Raw genomic sequence first — 14,294 nt, 5'->3', positions numbered from 1 at the left:
GCGCAGCCCCCCCCCCCCGCCCCCCCACCCCCCCCCCCCCCCCCCCCCCCCCCCCCCCCCCCCCCCCCCCCCCCCCCCCCCCCCCCGGCTGTACGCGCCCTTTGCGGCCGGAGGGGAAGCGTTCCTGTTTCCTATTCGACCTTGGCCCAGTCGAGCGTGCGCTCCACCGCCTTCTTCCAGCCCGCGTAACCCTCCGCGCGCTGGTCCTCGGACCACTGGGGCTCCCAGCGCTTGGACTCCTGCCAGTGGGTGCGCAGTTCGTCGGTGGTCTGCCAGAAGCCGGTGGCCAGACCCGCCGCGTAGGCGGCACCCAGCGCGGTGGTCTCGGCGACCACCGGACGGCTGACCGGTACGCCGAGGATGTCGGCCTGGATCTGCATGCACAGGTCGTTGGCGGTCACACCGCCGTCGACCTTGAGCACGTCGAGGTGGACTCCGGAGTCCTGTTCCATGGCTTCGACGACGTCGCGGCTCTGGTAGCAGATGGCTTCCAGGGTCGCCCGGGCCAGGTGGCCGTTGTCGTTGTACCGGGCGAGGCCGACGATCGCGCCGCGGGCGTCGGAGCGCCAGTACGGGGCGAACAGGCCCGAGAACGCGGGGACGAAGTACACGCCGCCGTTGTCCTCGACGGTACGGGCCAGGGTCTCGCTGTCGGCCGCGTTCTTGATGATCTTCATCTGGTCGCGCAGCCATTGCACCGCGGATCCGGTGACCGCGATGGAGCCCTCCAGGGCGTAGATCGCCGGGCTGTCGCCGAACTGGTAGGCCACGGTGGTGAGGAGGCCGTGCTGCGAGCGGACCAGTTCTGTGCCGGTGTTGAGCACCAGGAAGTTGCCGGTGCCGTAGGTGTTCTTGGCTTCACCCGGCGCGTAGCAGACCTGCCCGACGGTGGCTGCCTGCTGGTCGCCGAGCACCCCGGTGATGGGGATGGCGGCCTGCAGCGGCCGGGAGGTGCGCGTCACCCCGTACGCCTCCCGGTGGGACGAGGGGTTGATGGTGGGCAGCATCGCCCGCGGGATGTTGAAGAAGCCCAGCAACTCGTCGTCCCAGTCGAGGGTTTCCAGGTCCATGAGCATGGTGCGGCTCGCGTTGGTCACATCGGTGGCGTGGATGCCGCCGTTGGGGCCGCCGGTCAGGTTCCACAGGACCCAGCAGTCCGTGTTGCCGAACAGGGCGTTCCCCTGCTCCGCCGCCTCGCGGACGCCGTCGACGTTCTCCAGGATCCACTGGATCTTGCCGCCGGAGAAGTAGGTCGCCGGCGGCAACCCCGCCTTGCGGCGGATGACATCGCCCTGGCCCGAACGTTCCAGGGCCGCGGCGATGGAGTCTGTGCGGGTGTCCTGCCAGACGATGGCGTTGTAGTAGGGACGGCCGTTGCGCGGGTCCCAGACCACGGTGGTCTCCCGCTGGTTGGTGATGCCGATCGCCGCCAGGTCTTCCGGGGACAGGTTCCCGTGCCGGAGGGCGTTCTGCATCACCGAGTTGGTGCGTTCCCAGATCTCCACCGGGTCGTGCTCGACCCACCCGGAGCGCGGAAGGATCTGGGCGTGCTCCAGCTGGTGCTTCGCCACTTCATTGCCGGCGTGGTCGAAGATCATGAATCGAGTACTGGTGGTCCCTTGGTCCACCGCGCCCACGAAGTCCGCCATAGCGTGTCGCCTCTCTGGTGGGTGTCAGTCCTCGGGGGCGGGGACACGTCCGGGGGGCTCCGGCTCTGCCGTGGGCAGGAACCGGCCGATGAAGGCCTTGTACACGCCGGCGCCGAGCACACCACCGATCAGCGGACCGACGATCGGCACCCAGTAGTAGAGGTTCCCGTACTGATCTCGCCATGCTCCGCCGTACCCCGTGATGAAACTGGCCAGCCGGGGACCGAAGTCACGCGCCGGGTTGATCGCGTAGCCCGCGAGGGTGCCCCATGCCATGCCGATCCCCACGACGACCAGGCCGATGATGAACGGGGCCAGGTTGGCGCCGGGAGGCGTGTTGAGCAGGTCCGTGATCGCCAGGATCAGCAGCAGCAGAATCGCCGTGCCGATGACCTGGTCACGAAACGCGCCCCACTCGTGGACCGGCAGGTTCGGATTGCCGTTGGCGGGGAGCGTCGAGAACACGAACTGCGTCTTGATGGTGTGTCCGGGGTCTGCCTTCGCCAGCGCCTCGGTGTAGTTCCAGCGCACGATGAGAGCCGCCACGAAGGCGCCGGCCGTCTGGGCCAGCACGTAGGGCACCACCTTGCGCCACGGGAATCCCTTGAACGTGGCCAAGGCGACGGTCACCGCGGGATTGAGATGCGCACCGCTCAGCCGTGCCGCGACGTAGACGCCCATGGTGACACCGATGCCCCACGCCCAGGCGATGCTGTCGTGGTTGCCGAGGCCACCGGGTGGCGTTGTGAGCGCTCCACCGGCGACCACTTGGGCCACCACGCCGACACCGAAGAGGATGAGAATCATGGTGCCGAGGAATTCGGCCGACACCTCGCCGATGAGCCCCAGCCTTTTGAGTCGCTCAGCCATGGAAGCCCGCTTTCCCGCCGGCGCAGGACCGGCCGTCGAACTGCCCGAGCCCTCCCCGTATCAGCGTAGGACGATCACCATCAAATCGCACAGGAAGGAGATATCGCCCTTCGGTGGGGTGATCTCCCCTAGACTGAGCCCCTTGAGGCGAGCCCGCGGACACGGCTCGCGCGCGGTGGTAGACCGGCTTACTCGCGCTCCACCAGATGGGGCGGTGCCCGCCGGCGGACCGCCTTCTCGGCTACCTGCGGCGTCGGCTGTAGACGTCCGCATGCCGGGTGTTGATCACGGCCGTCGTCGGGGACCTCGGCCTGAACGTGGACACGTACCTAGAACACGACCTAGACCACTCGGTCCAGGGTCAACTGGACAGCCGTCCGTGACTACTGTCCGTGATCTTCTGTTGAAAGTGCTCGGTGTTGCGGCATGCGAGTCGGTCGAGTTCCTCGCCGATCGCCTCGCGCAGGGCATTGTGCTGAGGGCCGAGCGCATACCGCTCGTCGCTCCACCGTTCTGGCGGATACAGCCACACGGGCCTACCCACAAGATCGGCAGACTCCCATGCGAACCGCGGCCACACATGCGCATGCAGGAACGTGTCCGTGTTCCCCAGAATCTCCAGGTTGACCCGCCGGAAGGCCGGATCCAGCCGCTTGCACGCGCGTTCGACGGCCTCGCCCAGCCTGTCCATGTCGGACAGGAACGCCAGCCGCTTGGTCTTGGGAAGCTCCGACAGCCGCTGCACCGCAGGATCACCCACGAGCAGTACCGAGTACCCCGGGAGGAATTGGACATCCCCGATCACCGCGAACCCCGCCTCCAGCGTCCGCAGCACCGTGGGATTCTCGCCCCGGAGCGCGCTGCCGATCCGGTCCTTCCGCCAGTCATTGGTCACGATCGGCGACCTTACATACCGCTGATCAGCCAGCCATCGACCGCAACCCGGACCACATGCTCTTGATCGTCACTGCGGACAGCCGATCCGCGATACGCAAGTGGGCACTCAGCCTCTGGTCAGGCAGAAGGGATGCCCGGCCGGGTCGGTGAAGACCCGCCACCTGTCGCCGCCCGGTTGGTACTCAGGCTTGACCGCGCCTAGCTTCAGGAGCAGGGCCTCAGCCTCGTCAAGGTCATCGACCGCGAAGTCAAGGTGGACTTGCTGCGGCACGGTCTGGTCGGGCCAGCGCGGAGCCTGGTAGTCGTCGACCTGCTGGAAACCGATGAGGAGCCCGTCCCCGCGGGTGAGCCCGGCGAAGTCACCGTTGGATTCAGCGTGGAGCTCGAGCCCGGTGGCCTGCTGATAGAACGCGGCCAGCGCCAAAGGGTCAGAGCAGTCGAATGTTATCGCCGTTAGCTTCATCTTCGCGGGCATGGAAACTCCGTAACGACTATCGCACTGTTCGGACTTGCGTGATGTCACAACATAAGGATCAGCATCAAACTCCGCGATCTGGTTTCGCGTCGGCGCAGAGCCTCGGCGCAGAGTCGGCGTGATGGACAGCCCCCACGCTCTTCCGTGATGACTACGTCAGTTGCCCGCCTCTGGCAGTCGTCTCGTGCACTGATCGGTACGGCGCGCCGCCGGACAGCACTCCGCGCGGCACCCCGTCCGGGTCACGGCCGCATCCGCAGACAGGCGTGTGTGGGTCACCGCGTCCGTACGCGCTCACGTCCTCGCCGGTACCGGACGCCGGAGCAGGTAGACGGCCGCGGTCGAGACCAGGACGGCCATGCACGCGATGAACACCAGCCCTGCGCCCTCCAGGCCGATCGGACCCGCCAGTACCCCTACACCGATCACCGGCACCGAGATGCCCGCGTAAGCCACCACGAACAGCGTCGAGATCACCGCCGCGCGCCGGTCCGCGGGAGACGCCTCGGCCACTGCGGACAGCGCCCCGCGGAACGCCAGCCCCTGCCCGCCCCCGCCGACGATCGCGCTCAGCACCACCAGCGGCAGCAGGTCCCACCGCAGCGCGCCCGCGAGCAGCGCCAGCCCGGCGAGGAGTCCGGCACAGCCCAATGGCAGCGATCGCCCCACTCCGACCCGGCCGACGGCCAGTTGCCCGGCGGTCGAGGCGAAGAAGGCCAGCGCGACGACCAACCCGCTCACGGCGTGGTTGTGCACGTTCAGGGACTGTGCGAGGAACGCCGGGCTGACCGACGTGAACACCCCGAACAATGCGAACCCCACGAACGAAGCGATCGCCGCCGGCCCGAACACCGCCCGCACCTGCGTGGGCAGGCCGGGCCGTTGCGGCCGTACGGTGCTCAACGACTGCCGCTCCCGTACGGTCTCCGGAAGCCACAGCAGGACGGCGGCCGAGCAGGCCACCAGGGCGAGGTGCACGACGAACGGCAGGTACAGCGGCCAGGGAGCGTACTGCGCGAGCACTCCGGCGAGCAGCGGACCGCAGCCCAGCCCGCCCATGTTGGCGGCCGTCGCCACGAACGTGGCCCGGGAGGCTCCGCCGTACGGTGCCAACTCCATCACGTACGCCGTGGCAGCCCCGGTGAACAGACCTGCGGACAGTCCCGACAGCAGCCGCCCCACATACAGCCAGCCCAGCCCGGTGGCGCACAGGAAGCAGACGGCGCTGGCCGCCGCGAATCCCAGGCCCCACAGCAGCACCGGACGCCGGCCCACGGCGTCCGACGCGTTGCCCGCCAGCAGCAGCACGCCGATAACCCCGAAGGCGTACACGGCGTACACGACGGTGACCGTCAGCTCGGAGAACCCGAACTTCTCCTGGTAAAGGCCGTAGAGGGGAGTCGGCAGCGTGGTGCCGGCCATGCACACGGCGAACACAGCCCCGCCGAGCAAACACTGACGCCACCCTCGGCGATCACCGTCCATGCCGCCGACGGTATCCCCGCACGCCGCCCGGGTCCGGCACGGCGTGCCCGGCGAGCCGCCGGTACGGGGGAGCCGAAGGAGACCGACCAAACAGCAGAACCGTTCCCCAATCACCAATCACCCGATCCCCGTGTCGAGACCTGCACACCATCCCGAAGGCGCCCCCTGCCTGAATGGACGCCATCTGCGACGGTGGCGTCCACGCGCAGTCGCAGGGCCAGGGTGTCAGGGTCCGCGCCCATCCGCTCCAGAAGCTCTCGGGCTGTGAGGTCACGCGCGAACGTCAAACTCAACAACGGAAGATCCCGACCGTACATCCAGTCCAGCCCCGTCATCTGCACTCCTCCACCCCTTGGCAGCTGTCTCTCCGGGCACACTATGTGCCGGGTGTGACATCCGCTGGTGCGCCCGTGATGCCCCAGGGGCGACGCCGTTGCCACGACCTGCTCGTGAACCTGGCTGATGCGGGGCGTTCGGATATCGCGCAGTCGTCCCCTCCGCTCAGAGATCGTCGAGTTGCGTGGGGAGTGCGACCGCCAAGGGGTGCCAAGTTGAGGCGGTGAGGTGGGATGGGACGGTGGAAAACACTTGGACACCCGCTCATCAAGCCGTAGAACTCGAAAATGTGGAGACGCTGGCTCGGCTCTTGGATGGCGGATGGGATCCCAACGAGGTCTTCGGCAACACGACTCTGCTCACGCACGCCATCGACGTAGAAGGCGACAGCGCTCTGCAGAGTGGACAGCCTCTGACCGTTCACACGACGGCAGTGCTGTTGGCGTATGGAGCTGATCCGCAGCTTGCGGATCCTGATGGGCGCACTCCATGGGACATGGCCTCCAGTTATGACCACGACATGGCCCTACGCCTGCTGGACAGGCACATCGATCGCCGCAGAGGTTTGAAGCCGAGCCGCTGACGAGGTACTGGTCATGCCGTTGCAGGATTCATGCCGCTTGGCAGATGGACGTGGACGTCTCATCCCCGCTACCACTGCGCGCGCCGTGCGCCGCAGGGCGGCACTCCATGGCGAGAAGCATGGGTTGGGCCTCTTGGCTCGGCAAACGCCCTGGCCGCACAACGACGCGAACGCGCCCGCATCCGCAGCGAGAAGCACAACCGCTGGGGCGAATTCGAGATCGGCATCAGAGGCAGGCCACTTCGCACAGCGGTCTGACCACGCAACCCGGCAATCCGTACTAGCGTGGCTACATGTCGACATCCTCGGTGAGGGACTTCTACGACGACCTGGCCCCCGACTACCACCTGATCTTCCAGGATTGGGATGCGAGCATGGCGCGCCAGGCGCAGGCGCTGGGCGAGCTTGTCCGTCAGCGTCTGGGAGCGGGACCGCATACGGTCCTGGACTGTTCCTGCGGGATCGGCACCCAAGCGATCGGGCTGGCCCTGCGCGGGCACAAGGTCGTCGGCAGTGACCTGAGTCCCCTTGCCGCCGCACGCGCCGCGGCCGAGGCGGCTGCCCGGGGCGCCAACCTCCCGGCCGCCGCCGCAGACATGCGCCTCCTGCCGTTTGCGTCATCCGCCTTCGACCTCGTCGTCTGCGCCGACAACGCGCTCCCGCACCTGCTGTCCGCGCCGGACGTCAAAGGGGCCCTCCTCGGCATGCGACGGGTCCTCCGCAACGGGGGGCTGCTGGCGATCACTGTCCGTGCCTACGACGAGTCCCGCCGGACCAAACCCACCGCCACACCTCCCCAAGTCGTGGAAACCCCCGACGGCAAGGTGATCACCTTTCAGCTGTGGCACTGGCACGAGGACGGCGAACACTACGACTTGGAGCACTTCCAGCTCATCCCCGCAGCGAACACCTGGGCGGTTCGACGACGCCGGACCACGAACTGGGCGCTGACCCGCCCGCAGGTGACACAGTTCGTGGCTGAAGCCGGCTTCACCGACATCACCTGGCACACCCCGGACTCCACCGGGTACTACCAGCCCGTGCTCACCGCACAGCGGGCCCCGTCCGCACCATAGCCCCATACGGCGGCGTCATCACGGCATTCCCTGCCCGACCACTTCCTCCCGACAACTCGGCGAACGTAGCCGGTCAAAGCCCCAGCCGGAGGTCTTGGACGAGCGGTCGGGCGAGCCGGAGCTGGGTAGTTGGCGGAAGTTCATGTCGAGCGGGAGACCTGGACGGTGAACCACTCGTGGTCGAGCCGGGGATGCTCGCGGACCCGGGGCACCCAACACCGATAGGGTTCCGACCAGTTGTGTGACAAGCAGTAGAGCGCTACGGGAGTCGGGAACGTGCAGACGGGTGCGGGGACGGGTGCGGGGAAGTTCGAGCCGCTTCAGGACGACGATCCGCGTACCGCCGGGGAATACCGCCTGGTGGCGCGGCTCGGCGCCGGGGGCATGGGGCGTGTCTACCTCTCCCACACACCCGGCGGAAGGGCCGTCGCCGTGAAGGTGATCCGCCCCGAGCTCGCCGACGACCCCGGCTTCCGCGACCGGTTCCGGCAGGAGGTCGCCAACGCCCGCCGCGTCCAGGGCGTGTGCACCGTGCCCGTCCTCGACAGCGACACCGAGGGGCCCATGCCGTGGCTCGCCACCGCCTATATTCCCGGCCCCTCCCTCGCTGACGCCGTCCAGGAGAACGGGCCGCTGCCCAAGGAGACGGTGCTGCTGCTGACAGCGGGTGTGGCCGAGGCGCTCCAGGACATCCACCGCACCGGGATCGTGCACCGCGACCTCAAGCCGTCGAATGTGCTGCTCGCTCTCGACGGGCCTCGCGTCATCGACTTCGGGGTGGCGCGCGCCGTGGACGCCACGGCCCTCACCCAGAGCGGATCCGCCATTGGGACGCCCGCCTTCATGGCGCCCGAGCAGGCACTCGGCGGGGAGATCACCGGCGCGGCCGATGTGTTCGCGCTCGGCCAGATCATCGCCTTCGCCGCCACCGGCGCGGGCGCGTTCGGTGACGGGCCCTCGCACGGGGTGCTGTACCGCATCGTGCACGAGGAGCCGCAGCTCGGCGAACTGCCTGACTACCTGGCGGAGTTGGTGGCCGGCTGCCTGTACAAGGAACCGGCGCGCCGGCTGACCCCGGCCGACGTCATACGCCTGTGCGCAGCCGCCGATCCGGAGGGGGGTCTGCGCCGCGCCGAGAGCTGGCTGCCGGCGTCGGTGGCGGGGCAGCTCGCGCAGCACGCGGTGCGCCAGCCGGAGCCGCAGCCGTCCCGGGCGGACACGATGGCCCTGCGCGTCCCCCGGCAGAGCGCCCTGAGACAGGGAGGCGCGTTCCCCGGGGCGGGCGTAACCGCGGGTGAGTTCGGTCCGCCGGCCGCTCCTGGTCCAGCGGCTCCGGGCGTCGGCGGCGTCCCCGGCAGCGCGTTCACCGCAATGGCCGCTTCCGGTGCTGCGGCCCCCGGTGTGGGCGCGGGCGGTGCGCTGCACGTCGCGCCGACCGGTCCCATCCTCGTAGGACCTGCGCCGCGGCGCCGTACCAGGCGGCGCGGGCTGGTCACGGGTGGGGCGGTCGTCCTGACCGCGGCCACAGTGACCGGCACCCTGTTCCTGTCCGGCGTCCTGCGTCCCGACGAGGGGGCGGACGGCGCGAGTGGACAGGCCGGGCAGTCGTCGAGCCCGGCAGGGGAGCAGAACCCAACCGGTTCCGGTCAGCCGTCCGCATCGCCGTCGAAGAAGACCAAGGCGAAGAAGAAGGCGAACCCTTCCTCATCCCCGACCCGCACTGCCCCGCCCGCCTCCGCCGAACCGACCACCTCCCAGACGTCGGCAGCCTCCCGCAGGCCGACCGCGACAGCCGCCGCCCAGCCTGCGTCCGTCACCTATACCGGCATTCGCATGACGGCCAGCCACGATCTGTACCTGGGCGACCGCCCCGTACGCGCCAAGGCCGACACGGGCACCAGCGACGAGGACCTCACCTACGCCGTGTACTCCTCCGGCGCCGTCGTGGCCCCCGGCTCCACCAGCCAGGGCCAGCTGACCCGCCTGGCGCCCCGCACCGCGGGGACACTGGATTCGTGCCTCGCACAGACCGGCAGTGAAAAGTACGTGTGGGTGAGAGACCTCGCCGTCGGCGACCGGCTGTGCGTGATCAGCGGAACCGGTCACGTGGGCCTCATCACCTTCCGCGGCACGGCGCCCTCGCCGGACACGACGGACTACATCACGGTGGACGTCAAGGTCTGGCGCAACGCGGTAGCCCCGGTGGGCGGCTGACCGGCCGGTCAGCGATCAGGCGTACCCCTCGATCCTGCCGTCGCCGCCGTCGATGGCGCGGCGTGTCTCACTCGAGCCCTGGGCCCCAGCCGACATGCGCCGCTCGGAGCCAGGGGGCCGGGACGTCGACGAGGTCCCGGCCCCCTGGCCGCTCAGCTCGGCGCGCTCCCTGCTCCTACTGGATCGTCCAGCCCACGCTGCCGACCCCCGTGCTGTAGAACGCGCAGACGCCCGAGGACTCGCCGTACTGCCCGGGGGCCAGCGTCACCCACTGGCCCGAGACGTCCGGGGCCCAGCCGCAGACGACCTCGGCGCGGAAGGTAATGGTGCGGTCGGTGTTGTTCGTGCAGCCCGCGATGCCGTGGTCCGGATTGTTGTTGTGCACCCAGCCGTCACAGTCGACGCTTGCCTGGGCGCCGACCTGGCCGGACGGTGCGGCCTGCGCCGGGACGGCAAGGCCGCCGACGCTGAAGGCCAGAGCCGAGACCGTCGTGGCCAGACCGGCTGCGAGGATGTTCTTCCTACGGTTCATATGTGCCCCCGTGATGTCGTGGTCCTGCTCGGAGTAGCTGAGATCAGTGAAGGGCACCGTTGCTCCGGCGTGAACCTGTGACATACGAGGGTGCCGTCGAGCCGCGGCCCCCGAAATGTTCCCGAGGCGCCCCGTTCGGTGAGCGAGACGGCGGGCATCAGTGACCGAGGCCCGGCCAGTCGGGGTAATTCGTCGCCCCTGCGGCGTCGCGTCGGTGTGGCATGACGAGTCCGGTGCCGGGATAGCAGCCGCTCGCGATCGTGCTGGTCTTTCCCGGCGGCGGCCTTGGCGCCGGATTCTTCCCATGCCTTGCAGTCGGCTCGTTGCCCGGCAGGGTCGTACCGACCATGCCGTTCGGTAATCGCGTGGTCGCGGGTGCGGACCACGGTGGAGCCCTCGATGACCAGGGTGTCCTTGGCGAACCGCTTGCGAGACTTGAGGACGACCATCGGGCCGAGGCGGTCGACGATGAGATCGACCGGGGGTGTCGAGACGCCTAACAGCGGAGCAAGTCGCGGCAGCGGCGGGTTGGTGCGCCAGCACGCCGCAACCAGCAGAGCACGCTCTTCCAGCGGCAGACTCCACGGCCGACCGCGACGGACGGAATCAACGCCTTCTCACCGCAGCGCGGTCATCAGCTTGGTGAACTGACGAGGGTTCAGTCCGGCGAACGACGAGGCTGTCCAAGGCAGCTCCTACGCCGTGATCACACCAGCCACGTCAAGATCATCTCAATGTGTCTGACCCCTCTAGCCGGGTTCCGGAAGCGAAGGCGAGGATGTCAGGCACTGCTGCGAGCAGGCTCCCGAAGTGACGGTGCACGCCGAGCACCGCGGCGGGAGCGTTGACCCCCCACACCGTCATGCCGGCACGGAGCCCTGACTGCACTCCCGAAGGGGCGTCCTCGATGACCAGACAGTCCTTCGGCTCGGCGCCGAGCCGCCGCGCGGCCAGCAGATAGGGGACGGGCGACGGCTTGCCTTCCGCCACCGAGGCGGCATCCACGACCACGCCGGGAACCGGCAAACCGGTCCGGGCAAATCGTCCGCGCACACGGTGCTCGTAGTTCGAGGTCACCAGCGCCCAGGAACCCGGCGGCAGAGCACCCAGCAGCTCCGACGCACCGTCGAAGGCCGCATAGATACCGGACTGCACGTCCTCGTCCTCCAGTTCGTGGAGCACACCCAGGCACTCCTGTGGATCCTGGTCCGGAGCGACAGCTGCAAAGGTCTCCATGGGCCTCGTCCGCAGTGCCACCTGGTAGACCTCATCCGGGTTCAGTGCGTATCGCGCCGCCCACGTGCTCCAGACCCGGCGTTGGTTGTCCGCAGCGTCGATCAACGTGCCGTCCACATCAAAGAGGACGTACTTGGGTCCGGGTTGCGCAAGTTCACTGGTCACGCCGTGATCATGCCAGCAGGTCCCGAAGGAACGCTGCGGGACAACCCTTATGCCGAGCTGCACCGGCGACAGTTCCAAGTACCCGGCGGCCGACGCCCGCTGCTGACTGACGCAGGAAAATATTCCCCCCGTCACCCGCGCTTGAGAAAGTGAACTCCCGCTACCGGAACTGTGGGCTCCGCCACAGCGCCCCCTGGCATGGACCTGATGAAGTGACCGAATGCTCGGACTACTTCTCCGCGTTCTCCCGTTCTGGGTCCGCGAGCCCCTCCTCGTCGCCTTCGGCGTCCCCTTCAGCGGTTTTCTCTTCTACGCGGCTGTCCGGGATGGGGAACCTGTCATGGCCGTCATCGGCACCGCAGTCCTCGTATTCACCGCCATACGCGTTTACACCCTGGCCCGCCTGCTGCGAGCCCGCCGTCTACTCAAGGAGGCAAACGGCGTGTAGCAGCAGCCAATCCCTCATCTGCCACCGACGTATCGCCAACTGAGAGGACCTTTTAGGGGCAGGAGTGGTTGTGGCGCCGGTTAGCCGTGGTTGGCAGCAGGTCTTTGTGACCCCTACCCCGAGTTTGCTCGCCCTGGCCCAGATCTTCGTTCTGCGGCTGGACGCTGGACGCTGGACGCTGGACGCTGGCCGAACAGGCCGGGGAGACACGAGCCCGTACGGCCTGCAGCACCTGCTGTCGCGGGCCAAGTGTGATGCGGATGCGGTCCGTGACGCCCTCCGCGGCTACGTCGTCGAGCAACTGGGCGAGGACGACGTGGTGCTGGTGGTGGAGAACAGCCAGGTTGCCGTCTACCTCGCCTATGTCCAGCCCGCATGGACATGCGGCCGGCGACCGGGAACTGTGGTCGGCGCTTCCAGCAGCTTGCTGCGGTCCGCCGCCAAGTGCAGTGGCTGGCACAGCCGTTCACCGGCCCGGCCACCGAGCTCGACGGCGACGGCGCGAAGTCACTGCTTCGCGCCGAGGCTGGAGCGCCAATACCGTTCGCTCAGCCCGTTGACCTGCTCGACGAAGGTCTTCCGTTTGCAGGACGGCCGTCACAGAAGAACCTCCTCACCCGGAGCCTGACCTGTAACTTCCGCCCGGACAGCGGGCGCTCGGCCAGCCGTCTTTGACAGGTGGAGTGCACCCGCCGGGCTCTCGCCCGGCACCTCGGACAGCGGGGCGCCGGGCCGCAGGCCATCGCCGACACCACCAACGCCTCTGCGGTGAACACCACTTGCTCCAACCGCACATCGATCTCCGGGAACAGCACGTTATCCAGCGAACAGACCTCCATGACCGAGAGATCCCCTGCCGAACAGTTCCCGCAGTCCTCCGCCGGCCTGGGGATTCACGAAGCTCTGGTAGAGCCTTGAACTTCCCCGCCCACTGATCAGTGATGGGTGGAGCTCAGCTGGAGGGACCGCGTGAGGCAGGGACTCCCCCTTCGGGGAGCGATGGCCTGACGTCGGGCGGCCCCAGTTCATCGCGCCGACTGTGGCGGCGCTGGTACACCGTGACCCGGCGGCCGCGTTCGCTGGTTTCGGAGCTGCGGACGAAGTGCGCCTCCAGGACACGCTGTTTGGCCCGGTCGCGCTCTGTGGTGGCGGACGACGCACTCTGGTCACTGACGACCACGATGCGGCGCACGGCCAGCATGGCGTCCGCTATCTGTTGCGGGGTGCCCTCCACGCCGTTCAAGGTGCCGGATTCCAGCTGGTCCCGGACCAGCGCCAGATCTCTGATCCCGGTGAATTCGGCGGGCGAGACAAGGGCAGTGTCACGGCGCGCCGCGGGGATGTACAGCACCCCGTCACCCGCCTCACGGATCGCAGAGACGTTCTCGGCCGTGGACAGCACATCGTCGATCCGGCCGGTCGCGCTGCGCAGTGACAGCTGGACGGGAAGCAGCCCGAGAAAGGCGAGAGCCATGACCGCGACGACCAGTCGGCGAGGTGGTGTGGGCAGCCGGAACGCGAGTGCGCGGCACGCCGCGCCAATGAGTAGGGCGAGCCCGAGGTGGCTGAACAGGACGTAGCGGGCGAGGTAGACGGGATGGGCCAGGGAGACGGCGAGCAGTAAGAGTGGAGGCAGGACAAGCAGTGGCAGGGCGACCGCGGTGAGCGGGAGTCGGGCGCCGCGGGGCGTGCGGTGGCTCTCCCTCGGCCGTGCGAGCCACGCGCAGAGCGCGCCCGCGAGCAGTGTCAGCAGGAGGCCGAGCAGTGTGCTCTGGCTGATTGGGGGGATCCAGGCGACCTGCCCCGACTGGGCCTTGCTCGCCATGACGAGGGGCAGCGTGCCGATCACAGCGGCGGACGAGGCGACTCCCCATCGCAGGACGGTCGCGCGGGACGGGCGGGCGAGGGCAATCGTCACGGCGTGTGCGAACAGCACCAGGAGTGAGAACCAGCTGAGGAGTGCAGCCATCAGCACCGTCATGCCGTACGCCACCCAGCGGCCTGCGCCCGGGCTGTCGACCGAAGCGACCAGCAGCCAGCAGGCCAGTGCCGCACAGGCCGTCACCAGAGCATACGAGCGTCCCTCCTGCGCATACTGCTGGACCGCGGGGATCAGGGCGAAAGCCAGGCCCGCGGCCAGCCCCGTGCACCGGTCGGCCAGTCGGGACCCTAGTAGGGCTTGGTCAGGTTCGTATCGGTGTGGGTATGTCGCGGTGGCAGGTGGGGCAGGCACCGGTCCAGAGGGCGAGGAGTAATTGCAGCTCGCGGACGACCTGGTAGAGGCTCAGGCCGGCGCCGCGTCTTTTGGGGCCCGGGCCAGTCGTTGCA

Annotated in this window: 13 protein-coding genes and 2 pseudogenes; 5 read left to right on the top strand and 10 right to left on the bottom strand. The window is 68.6% G+C overall.

What is annotated here, in order from left to right:
• Positions 1–131 precede the first annotated feature (131 nt).
• The 5 genes from glpK to ACZ4WS_RS29210 form a co-directional block, all read right to left on the bottom strand.
• Positions 132–1,649: a glycerol kinase GlpK gene (gene glpK, locus ACZ4WS_RS29230; protein WP_467985036.1), complete on the bottom strand. Its 1,518-nt coding sequence runs from the start codon at positions 1,647–1,649 to the stop codon at positions 132–134.
• A 24-nt stretch (positions 1,650–1,673) separates the two neighbouring features.
• Positions 1,674–2,519 carry an MIP/aquaporin family protein gene (locus ACZ4WS_RS29225; RefSeq protein ID WP_467985034.1) on the bottom strand — a complete coding sequence of 282 codons (846 nt, stop codon included), beginning with the start codon at positions 2,517–2,519 and terminating at the stop codon, positions 1,674–1,676.
• 361 nt (positions 2,520–2,880) lie between these two features.
• Positions 2,881–3,414, bottom strand: coding sequence for a diadenosine tetraphosphate hydrolase (locus ACZ4WS_RS29220; protein ID WP_467985032.1), 534 nt, complete (start codon positions 3,412–3,414; stop codon positions 2,881–2,883).
• 108 nt (positions 3,415–3,522) lie between these two features.
• Positions 3,523–3,891 carry a VOC family protein gene (locus ACZ4WS_RS29215; protein WP_467985030.1) on the bottom strand — a complete coding sequence of 123 codons (369 nt, stop codon included), beginning with the start codon at positions 3,889–3,891 and terminating at the stop codon, positions 3,523–3,525.
• A gap of 294 nt (positions 3,892–4,185) precedes the next feature.
• The gene (locus tag ACZ4WS_RS29210) at positions 4,186–5,376 is read right to left on the bottom strand and encodes an MFS transporter (RefSeq protein ID WP_467985028.1); all 1,191 of its coding nucleotides are present in this window, start codon (positions 5,374–5,376) and stop codon (positions 4,186–4,188) included.
• Positions 5,377–5,953: 577 nt separating this feature from the next.
• Here ACZ4WS_RS29210 and ACZ4WS_RS29205 point away from each other — a divergent pair.
• The 3 genes from ACZ4WS_RS29205 (at position 5,954) to ACZ4WS_RS29195 (ending at position 9,585) form a co-directional block, all read left to right on the top strand.
• Positions 5,954–6,295 (top strand): ankyrin repeat domain-containing protein, encoded by a 342-nt coding sequence (locus ACZ4WS_RS29205; RefSeq protein WP_467985027.1) that lies wholly within the window; start codon positions 5,954–5,956, stop codon positions 6,293–6,295.
• Positions 6,296–6,588: 293 nt separating this feature from the next.
• Entirely contained in the window at positions 6,589–7,371 is a 783-nt protein-coding gene (locus ACZ4WS_RS29200; RefSeq protein WP_467985025.1) for a class I SAM-dependent methyltransferase, read from the top strand.
• A gap of 276 nt (positions 7,372–7,647) precedes the next feature.
• Positions 7,648–9,585: a serine/threonine-protein kinase gene (locus ACZ4WS_RS29195; RefSeq protein WP_467985022.1), complete on the top strand. Its 1,938-nt coding sequence runs from the start codon at positions 7,648–7,650 to the stop codon at positions 9,583–9,585.
• Positions 9,586–9,760: 175 nt separating this feature from the next.
• Here the strand turns inward: ACZ4WS_RS29195 and ACZ4WS_RS29190 are convergent, their stop codons facing one another.
• The 3 genes and pseudogenes from ACZ4WS_RS29190 to ACZ4WS_RS29180 form a co-directional block, all read right to left on the bottom strand.
• Positions 9,761–10,117 (bottom strand): hypothetical protein, encoded by a 357-nt coding sequence (locus ACZ4WS_RS29190; RefSeq protein ID WP_467985019.1) that lies wholly within the window; start codon positions 10,115–10,117, stop codon positions 9,761–9,763.
• Positions 10,118–10,292: 175 nt separating this feature from the next.
• A pseudogene (locus ACZ4WS_RS29185) lies at positions 10,293–10,809 on the bottom strand (IS5/IS1182 family transposase); the annotation flags it as partial.
• A 34-nt stretch (positions 10,810–10,843) separates the two neighbouring features.
• On the bottom strand, positions 10,844–11,518 hold the full coding sequence (locus tag ACZ4WS_RS29180; protein ID WP_467985015.1) for an HAD family hydrolase: 675 nt from the start codon (positions 11,516–11,518) through the stop codon (positions 10,844–10,846).
• Positions 11,519–11,738: 220 nt separating this feature from the next.
• Here ACZ4WS_RS29180 and ACZ4WS_RS29175 point away from each other — a divergent pair, with 220 nt between their 5' ends.
• Entirely contained in the window at positions 11,739–11,966 is a 228-nt protein-coding gene (locus tag ACZ4WS_RS29175; protein WP_467985013.1) for a hypothetical protein, read from the top strand.
• A gap of 179 nt (positions 11,967–12,145) precedes the next feature.
• Positions 12,146–12,394: pseudogene (locus ACZ4WS_RS29170) on the top strand (IS701 family transposase); the annotation flags it as partial.
• Positions 12,395–12,514: 120 nt separating this feature from the next.
• Here ACZ4WS_RS29170 and ACZ4WS_RS29165 read toward each other — a convergent pair.
• A complete protein-coding gene (locus ACZ4WS_RS29165; RefSeq protein WP_467985450.1) occupies positions 12,515–12,709 on the bottom strand; it encodes a transposase family protein in 195 nt (64 codons plus the stop codon).
• A 209-nt stretch (positions 12,710–12,918) separates the two neighbouring features.
• Positions 12,919–14,031, bottom strand: coding sequence for a glycosyltransferase family 39 protein (locus tag ACZ4WS_RS29160; RefSeq protein WP_467985012.1), 1,113 nt, complete (start codon positions 14,029–14,031; stop codon positions 12,919–12,921).
• Positions 14,032–14,294 lie beyond the last annotated feature (263 nt).

Source organism: Streptomyces sp. NPDC029292, from assembly GCF_055569295.1.
The sequence above is the reverse complement of the archived record's forward strand: the minus strand, read 5'-3'. Positions and strand labels throughout refer to the sequence as shown.

Coding starts and splice junctions, on each gene's coding strand:
- ACZ4WS_RS29200 (WP_467985025.1), top strand. CDS start 6,589: ATGTCGACATCCTCGGTGAGGGACTTCTACGACGACCTGGCCCCCGAC.
- ACZ4WS_RS29225 (WP_467985034.1), bottom strand. CDS start 2,519: ATGGCTGAGCGACTCAAAAGGCTGGGGCTCATCGGCGAGGTGTCGGCC.
- ACZ4WS_RS29190 (WP_467985019.1), bottom strand. CDS start 10,117: ATGAACCGTAGGAAGAACATCCTCGCAGCCGGTCTGGCCACGACGGTC.
- ACZ4WS_RS29175 (WP_467985013.1), top strand. CDS start 11,739: ATGCTCGGACTACTTCTCCGCGTTCTCCCGTTCTGGGTCCGCGAGCCC.
- ACZ4WS_RS29215 (WP_467985030.1), bottom strand. CDS start 3,891: ATGCCCGCGAAGATGAAGCTAACGGCGATAACATTCGACTGCTCTGAC.
- glpK (WP_467985036.1), bottom strand. CDS start 1,649: ATGGCGGACTTCGTGGGCGCGGTGGACCAAGGGACCACCAGTACTCGA.
- ACZ4WS_RS29210 (WP_467985028.1), bottom strand. CDS start 5,376: ATGGACGGTGATCGCCGAGGGTGGCGTCAGTGTTTGCTCGGCGGGGCT.
- ACZ4WS_RS29165 (WP_467985450.1), bottom strand. CDS start 12,709: ATGGCCTGCGGCCCGGCGCCCCGCTGTCCGAGGTGCCGGGCGAGAGCC.